The 7,845-nt window shown below is 69.5% G+C and carries 5 protein-coding genes and 1 tRNA gene; 4 read left to right on the top strand and 2 right to left on the bottom strand.

Features of this window, described 5'->3' with window-relative positions:
* Window positions 1-275: 275 nt before the first annotated feature.
* The gene (topA, locus tag A5704_RS23090) at window positions 276-3,068 is read left to right on the top strand and encodes a type I DNA topoisomerase (protein ID WP_067758811.1); all 2,793 of its coding nucleotides are present in this window, start codon (window positions 276-278) and stop codon (window positions 3,066-3,068) included.
* Window positions 3,069-3,071: 3 nt separating this feature from the next.
* On the opposite strand, the gene A5704_RS23085 is transcribed toward topA, so the two are convergent.
* A complete protein-coding gene (locus A5704_RS23085; RefSeq protein ID WP_369807439.1) occupies window positions 3,072-4,781 on the bottom strand; it encodes an adenylate/guanylate cyclase domain-containing protein in 1,710 nt (569 codons plus the stop codon).
* Between the two features lie 70 nt (window positions 4,782-4,851).
* Here A5704_RS23085 and A5704_RS23080 point away from each other — a divergent pair, with 70 nt between their 5' ends.
* Together A5704_RS23080 and A5704_RS23075 are read left to right on the top strand one after the other, a co-directional pair.
* Window positions 4,852-6,060, top strand: a complete 1,209-nt coding sequence (locus A5704_RS23080; protein ID WP_067758806.1) for a DNA polymerase III subunit delta' — start codon at window positions 4,852-4,854, stop codon at window positions 6,058-6,060.
* A gap of 51 nt (window positions 6,061-6,111) precedes the next feature.
* Window positions 6,112-6,187 (top strand) — tRNA-Thr (locus A5704_RS23075).
* Here A5704_RS23075 and A5704_RS23070 read toward each other — a convergent pair.
* Window positions 6,175-6,777: a TetR/AcrR family transcriptional regulator gene (locus A5704_RS23070; RefSeq protein ID WP_197505034.1), complete on the bottom strand. Its 603-nt coding sequence runs from the start codon at window positions 6,775-6,777 to the stop codon at window positions 6,175-6,177. The two genes, A5704_RS23075 and A5704_RS23070, sit on opposite strands and share 13 nt — an antisense overlap.
* 74 nt (window positions 6,778-6,851) lie before the next feature.
* Between A5704_RS23070 and A5704_RS23065 the strand changes: the two genes are divergently transcribed.
* Window positions 6,852-7,845, top strand: a 994-nt coding sequence (locus A5704_RS23065) for a Rieske 2Fe-2S domain-containing protein (protein WP_231969222.1), incomplete at its 3' end; no start/stop codon positions are given.

Below are 7,845 nucleotides of genomic sequence, written 5' to 3'. Positions count from 1 at the left end.
TCGTCGGCTATCACGCCTGGTAGAGAACGTGGGCGAAGCCCCAGACGGCGTTGACGCGTCAGCGGTGTGGCCGCGGGTATAACCGCGGAAAAAGATTTGTCCTGCGGGCAGTCGGTTTGCGCAGTCGCGCCCAAGGGTGGGAAATTGTCAGGTGCCCGAAGGCGAAGGAACGCTGGCGTATCTGAATTTCCCCGGAATTTCTGGCGCTGGCCTGTCATTCTTCTGCGGGGCGGCCTCGCAGGGGGGCCGAGATCAAGGATGGAGCGTAAGCGTAGTTGGCCGACCCGAATCTCAAGGACCGCGAGAGCGGCCGGGCTGGGAGCCGTAGGCGACTCGTCATTGTCGAGTCGCCGACCAAGGCGCGCAAACTGGCCGGCTACCTGGGCTCCAACTACATAGTGGAATCCTCCCGCGGCCACATCCGCGACCTGCCCCGCGCCGCGGCCGACGTGCCGGCGAAATACAAGTCGGAGCCCTGGGCGAGGCTCGGAGTCAACGTCGACCACGACTTCGAACCGCTCTACATCATCAGCCCCGAGAAGAAGAGCACCGTCAGCGAGCTGAAGGGCCTGCTCAAGGGCGTCGACGAGCTCTATCTGGCCACGGACGGTGACCGCGAGGGCGAGGCGATCGCCTGGCACCTGCTGGAAACCCTGAAGCCGAACATCCCGGTCAAGCGGATGGTGTTCCACGAGATCACCGAGCCCGCCATCCTGGAGGCCGCCGAAAACCCCCGTGACCTGGACATCGACCTGGTCGATGCGCAGGAAACCCGCCGCATCCTGGACCGGCTCTACGGCTACGAGGTCAGCCCGGTGCTGTGGAAGAAGGTGGCGCCGAAGCTGTCGGCGGGCCGGGTCCAGTCGGTGGCCACCCGCATCATCGTGCAGCGGGAACGCGATCGGATGGCGTTCCGCAGCGCCTCCTACTGGGACATCGTGGCCCAGCTGGACGCCAGCGTGTCCGACCCGCAGGCGTCACCGCCCACCTTCTCCGCCCGGCTGGCAGGCGTTGACGGCCTGCGCGTGGCCACCGGCCGCGATTTCGACTCGCTGGGCCAGCTGCGCAAGGCCGACGAGGTCACCGTTCTCAACGAGACCCAGGCGACCGAGCTGGCCGCCGGGCTGCGCGGCGCCCAACTGGCGGTCGCGTCGGTGGAGGAGAAGCCGTACACCCGGCGGCCCTACGCGCCGTTCATGACGTCGACGCTGCAGCAGGAGGCGGGCCGCAAGCTGCGGTTCTCGTCGGAGCGCACCATGAGCATCGCCCAGCGGCTCTACGAGAACGGCTACATCACCTATATGCGGACCGACTCGACCACGCTGTCGCAGTCGGCGATCAACGCCGCGCGCACCCAGGCGCGTCAGCTCTACGGCGAGGAATACGTCTCGCCGTCGCCGCGGCAGTACACCCGCAAGGTGAAGAACGCCCAGGAGGCGCACGAGGCCATCCGGCCCGCCGGCGAGGCGTTCGCCACCCCGGACGCGGTGCGCCGCGAGCTCGACGGCGACGAATTTCGGCTCTACGAGCTGATCTGGCAGCGCACCGTGGCCTCGCAGATGGCCGACGCGCGCGGGACGACGTTGAGCCTGCGGATCAACGGTGAATCCGGCGGCCGCCAGGTCGTGTTCTCGGCCAGCGGGCGCACCATCACGTTCGCCGGCTTTTTGAAGGCGTACGTGGAGACCGTCGACGAATTGGCCGGCGGCGAGGCCGACGACGCCGAGAGCCGGCTGCCGCAGCTGACGCAGGGTCAGCGGCTGGACGCCATCGAGCTCACCCCGGACGGCCACGCCACCAACCCGCCGGCACGCTACACCGAGGCGTCGCTGGTGAAGGCGCTCGAGGAGCTGGGCATCGGCCGGCCGTCGACGTACTCGTCGATCATCAAGACCATCCAGGACCGCGGCTACGTGCACAAGAAGGGCAGCGCCCTGGTGCCCTCCTGGGTCGCATTCGCCGTAACCGGTTTGCTGGAACAGCATTTCGGCCGGCTCGTCGATTACGGCTTCACCGCCGCGATGGAGGACGAACTCGACGCGATCGCCTCCGGGCAGGAGCGGCGCACCGACTGGCTGAACCGTTTCTACTTCGGCGGTGACCATGGCGTGGCCGATTCGGTGGCGCGCTCCGGTGGTCTCAAGAAACTCGTCGGCGTCAACCTCGAAGGGATCGACGCCCGAGAAGTCAACTCCATCAAGCTCTTTGACGATGAGCAGGGTCGCCCCGTGTACGTCCGGGTGGGCAAGAACGGGCCCTACCTGGAACGCATGGTGACCGGCGACGACGGTGAACCAACGCCGCAGCGGGCCAACCTCAACGACTCGCTGACGCCCGACGAGCTGACGCTGGAGGTGGCCGAGCAGCTGTTCGCCACGCCGCAAGAGGGGCGCACGTTGGGCGTCGACCCGGAAACGGGTCACGAGATCGTCGCCAAGGACGGCCGGTACGGGCCGTACGTGACCGAGGTACTGCCGCCGCCGCCCGACGAGGAGGGTGGCGCCCCGGCGAAGAAGGGGAAGAAGCCCACCGGGCCCAAGCCCCGCACCGGCTCGCTGTTGCGCAGCATGGACCTGCAGAGCGTCACGCTCGAGGACGCGCTGAAGCTGCTGTCGCTGCCCCGGGTGGTCGGAGTCGACCCGCAGACCGGTGAGGAGATCACCGCGCAGAACGGTCGCTACGGCCCATACCTGAAGCGCGGCACCGATTCTCGTTCTCTGGCGACCGAGGAGCAGATCTTCGAGATCACGCTGGACGAGGCGCTGAAGATCTACGCCGAGCCCAAACGCCGCGGTAGGCAGGGGGCGGCCGCGCCGCCGTTGCGGGAGCTGGGCGCCGACCCGGCGACCGGCAAGCCGATGGTGATCAAGGACGGCCGGTTCGGGCCCTACGTCACCGACGGCGAGACCAACGCGAGCCTGCGAAAGGGCGACGACGTCCTGTCGATCACCGACGAGCGCGCCGCCGAACTGCTGGCCGACCGGCGGGCGCGCGGTCCGGTGAAGCGGCCCGCGAAGAAGGCCGCCCGCAAGAAAGCGCCGGCCAAGAAGGCCGCCAAGCGCACCTAGGCCCTAGTAGCCGGGGCCGATCGACTCGCTGTGCAGCTCCTCGGCGGACCGCACGGGCTGGGAGTCCGTGGATCCGGCGAGCTTCACCGGCCGGGCCAGCTGGGTGGGGGCGGTGCGGCCGCGCAGCTCGACCACCTCGCCGACGTCCCAGCACAAGGCCTCGGCGTCGAGCGCGCCGCTGACCGCGATCGCCGACGCCAGCACGTGGCCGGACTCCAGCTTGGCCAGCTCGGTCAGCCGGGCGGCCTCGTTGACCGGGTCGCCGATCACCGTGTACTCGAAGCGGGCCTGCGCGCCGATGTGCCCGGCGATCGCCCTGCCCGCCGACACCCCGATCCCGAATTCCGCCGACCCGATCACCGGGAGGAGCTCGTCGTGCAGCTCGCGGGCCGCGGCCAGCGCGCCACCGGACGCGTCGGGATGCTCGATCGGCGCCCCGAAGATGGCCAGCGCGGCGTCGCCCTGGAACTTGTTGACGAAACCGCCGTGCCGGCCGACGGTTTCGACCACCACCCGGAAGAACTCGTTGAGCAGGTGGACCACCTCGGCGGGCGGTCGGGTCGCGGCGAGCTTGGTGGAGCCGACCAGGTCGACGAACAGGACCGCCACGTGGCGCTCCTGGCCGCCCAGCTCGGTGCCGCGCTCCAGCGCCCGGCGGGCCACGTCTTCGCCGACATAGCGGCCGAACAGGTCGCGCAGCCGCTGCCGCTCGGACAGGTCGCGCACCATGTCGTTGAAGCCGGCCTGCAGCAGGCCGAGTTCGCTGGCGTCGTAGATCTGCATGTGCGCGTTGTAGTTTCCGCGCTGCACCTCCGACAGCGCCCACCGCAGCTGGCGCAGCGGGTCGGCGATGGACATGGCGACCAGCAGGGTGCTGACGAAGCCGATGCCCAGCGCCGCCAGCGCCAGCAGGAGGATCGGCGTGAACAGCTTCTCCGGGGTGGCGTGCAGCAGGGACGCCTTGTCCGCCATCACCGCCAGCACGATGGCCAGCACCGGGACGGCGGTCGACAGCATCCAGGTCAGGATCTGCCGCAGGATGACGCCCGGCGCCTGGACGTTCTCGGGGACGCCGCTGCGCAGGGCCGCCACGGCGACCGGCCGCAGCACCCGCTCGGACTGCAGGTAGCCGATGATGGCCGTCGCCGCCGCGCCGAGCCCGGTGGCGACGGCCACGACGGGCGCCGCGAACCGGGCCACCGACCAGCTGGCGATGATGAACACCACCCCGCCGATGCACCAGGCGACCATGCTGATCAGCGTGCGGTAGAAGGGCATTCGCAGGGCGCGGCTACGGGCCAGCTCGGTGGCGGCCGGGTCGGCCTCGGCCAGCAGGTTGTCACGGCGCTGCCAGCGGAAGACCGGCATCAGCAGCTTCAGGTTCACCATCCAGCCGGCCAGGAACAGCACCACCAGCGCGGTGCCGAAGACCGCCAGGTTCAGCACCGGGAGATCCTGCAGCTGGATGCGGTCCTCGGGCGGCAGCGCGTAACGCAGGAAGCCGAGTACGAAGAGGGCGCCGATGATGTCGGCCTGCAGCATGCTCAGCGAGAACAGCGGCCACGGCGTGCGCACCACCCACCGGACGAATCCGCTGATCCGCCCGGGCAGTGCTGCCGGTGTTGCCACGATCCCACCGTATCGGTCAGCAGGGACTTGTCGGAAACTTACAACGATCTCGACGCGTCCCCGCGTAGGCCGAAAAGAGGCCAAATGTAACGGGATCGTCGCGATCCGGTGGCCGATCGGTATATGTCGGCGGTGGTGGCTACTGTTACCGGTGATGTCCGGGGTGTTTACGCGGCTGGTAGGCCAGGACGTGGTGACGGCCGAGCTGCTCGCCGCCGCCAGGGCGGCCCGCGGTGACTTGGTTCACAGCGGCGCGGGCGACGGGACTATGACACATGCGTGGCTGATCACGGGTCCTCCCGGGTCGGGGCGCTCGGTCGCGGCGCTGTGCTTCGCCGCCGCGTTGCAGTGCACCTCCGACGGGGAACCGGGGTGCGGTCAGTGCCGGGCCTGCACCACGACCATGGCGGGCACCCACGCCGACGTCCGCCGGGTGGTCCCGGAGGGGCTGTCGATCGGGGTGGACGACATGCGGGCCATCGTGCAGATCGCGTCGCGGCGTCCGGCGACCGGGCACCGGCAGATCGTGGTGATCGAGGACGCCGACCGGCTCACCGAGGGCGCCGCCAACGCGCTGCTCAAGGTCGTCGAGGAGCCGCCGCCGTCGACGGTGTTCCTGTTGTGCGCGCCGTCGGTGGATCCGGAGGACATCGCCATCACGCTGCGTTCCCGGTGCAGGCACGTCGCGCTGGTCACCCCGCCGACCGAGGCGATCGCCCGCGTGCTGGTCGACAGCGACGGCCTGAGCCCCGAGACCGCGGACTGGGCGGCGTCGGTCAGCGGCGGCCACGTGGGCCGGGCGCGGCGGCTGGCCACCGATCCCGAGGCCCGCGAGCGCCGGGAACGGGCGCTGGCGCTGGTGCGCGACGCCGCGACCCCGTCGCGGGCCTACGCCGCCGCCGAGGAGCTGGTCGCCGCGGCGGAAGCCGAGGCGGTGGTGCTCACCGCGGACCGCGCCGAGGCCGAGACCGAGGAGCTGCGGACGGCCCTGGGCGCCGGCGGCACCGGCAAGGGCACCGCCGGGGCGATGCGCGGCGCCACGGGCGCGATGAAGGACCTCGAGCGGCGGCAGAAGTCGCGTCAGACCCGGGCCTCGCGCGACGCGCTCGACCGGGCGCTGATCGACCTGGCCACTTATTTCCGCGATGCGCTGATGGTCTCGGCCGGTGCCGGGTCGGTGCGGCACAACCATCCGGACATGGCCGACCGGGTGTCGGCGCTGGCCGCGCACTCCTCGCCGCAGCGGCTGCTGCGCTGCATCGAAGCGGTCCTGGAGTGCCGCGAAGCGTTGGCGATCAACGTCAAGCCCAAGTTCGCCGTCGACGCGATGGTGGCCACCTTCGGCCAGGAACTGCGCGACTAACTTGGGGGTGCCCGCCCCGCTGCCGTAGACTCGTGCCGCCCTGAAGGGCACGCCACCTTAGCTCAGTCGGTAGAGCGGCTCACTCGTAATGAGCAGGTCAGGAGTTCGATTCTCCTAGGTGGCTCCATCCGGTAGCAGCACCTCGATCAGGCGCTCCACCCGCTCGCTAACCGCGGCGCGCGACGCCCTGATCGCCGACAGGTCATCGAAGTGACAAAGCCCGAGGAGCAGCAGAAACACGACTTTCGTCGTGGCTTGCGGGTTTGGATCAGCCCCCAGGGTTCCGACGAAGCGGTCCGCGTAATCCCGATGCCACTGCGCGATCAGGGACGCCAACCGCTCGTCGCGCCGGCTGGCCAGGTGCAGCTCGGCGATCAGCCGGCGGTTCTGTGTCATCTCCGGCCGCAGGTAGGCCATCGCGATCGCTTGCAGGGTCCCGGCACCGCGTCCCGCCCGCAGCGCGGCCGCGGTGATCTGGTCGAGGGCACGCACCGCCGCCGCGTACAGCAATTCCTCCCGGCTGTGAAAGTGGTTGTACACGGCGGTCGGTGAGACGCCCGCCCGCTCCGCGATCCGTGGCAGCGTGCTCCCCTCAAAACCCCTTTCGACGCATACCGTCGCCGCGGCGTCAAGGAGTCGCTGCGCGGTCAACTGCCCGTCCGAGTTCGGCGGGCGGCCCCGCGGGCGACGCGCGGGCGCCTTCTGCTTGTTCGGCATGCTCGCCATTCTTGCGGGCAGAAGGCAGCATGTCTTGATAAATGAACGACCATTCATATAATCGGATGGTGGCGATGGGCTCGCGGGTGATGGACGGGGTAAAGCGGCACGCGCAAGCCGAGGCGGATCGGCGGGTGTATCCGCCGGACTTCCCGGTGCTCCCGCCCGTGCCCGCCGGGCGGTATTTCGACGCCGATTTCGCCAAGCTCGAAGCCGCCGCGGTCTTTTCGCGCTCGTGGTTGTTCGTCGCCCACGCCGATCAGCTGCGCAACCCCGGCGACTACCTCCTGCTCGAGCAGCTCGACAAGCCGGTCATGCTGATCCGCGGCCGGGACAACGTCGTTCGCGCCTTCTACAACACCTGCCGGCACCGGGGGGCCGCGCTCGTCGAAGAGTCGCGGGGCAACGTCGGCCGCAGGCTCACGTGCCCGTTCCACGCGTGGACGTACTCGCTCGAGGGGAAACTTGTCGGCTACCCCGAGGCGTCCAACTTCTCCGGCCTGGACCCTACGTGCCACGGCCTGGCCGAGGTCCGGTGCGAGTCGTGGGGACCCCTCGTGTTCGTCAACCTCGACCGCGATGCGCAGCCGTTGTCCGCGTTTCTCGGGCCGGTCGGCGAGGAGCTGAGCGACTTCGCCGAGCTCGACGGGCGGCTGCACCTGGTGGATCGCACGGTGCGCGACGTCCCGGTCAACTGGAAGCTGCCCGTCGACGCCAATCTCGAGACCTACCATGTCAACTACGTGCACCGCGCCACGGCCGCGCGCGCACTTCAGCAGTCGGCGACCGGCATACAGCTGCTGCGCAACGGCCATTCCCGGATGCTCGTCTCGTATCGCGACGGCATCGACGGCGAATCGCTCTCACCGTTCCCGTGCGTATTTCCCGGCCTCGGTGATCTGCCATTCCAGGGCACGTTCTCCTACCACGTCTTCCCGAACCTGAGCATCGTGTTCAACGGCGCCGGGTTCGTCTTCTTGATCACGAATTGGCCGACCGGCCCGGCCACGTCGACGTACCGCGTCCACTGGTGTTCGTCGCTCGCTGCGGAGGGCAACCGGGAGACCC

The organism is Mycobacterium sp. E735 (assembly GCF_001666955.1).
Classification (GTDB): domain Bacteria; phylum Actinomycetota; class Actinomycetes; order Mycobacteriales; family Mycobacteriaceae; genus Mycobacterium.
This window is presented reverse-complemented; position numbering and strand designations above follow the sequence as displayed.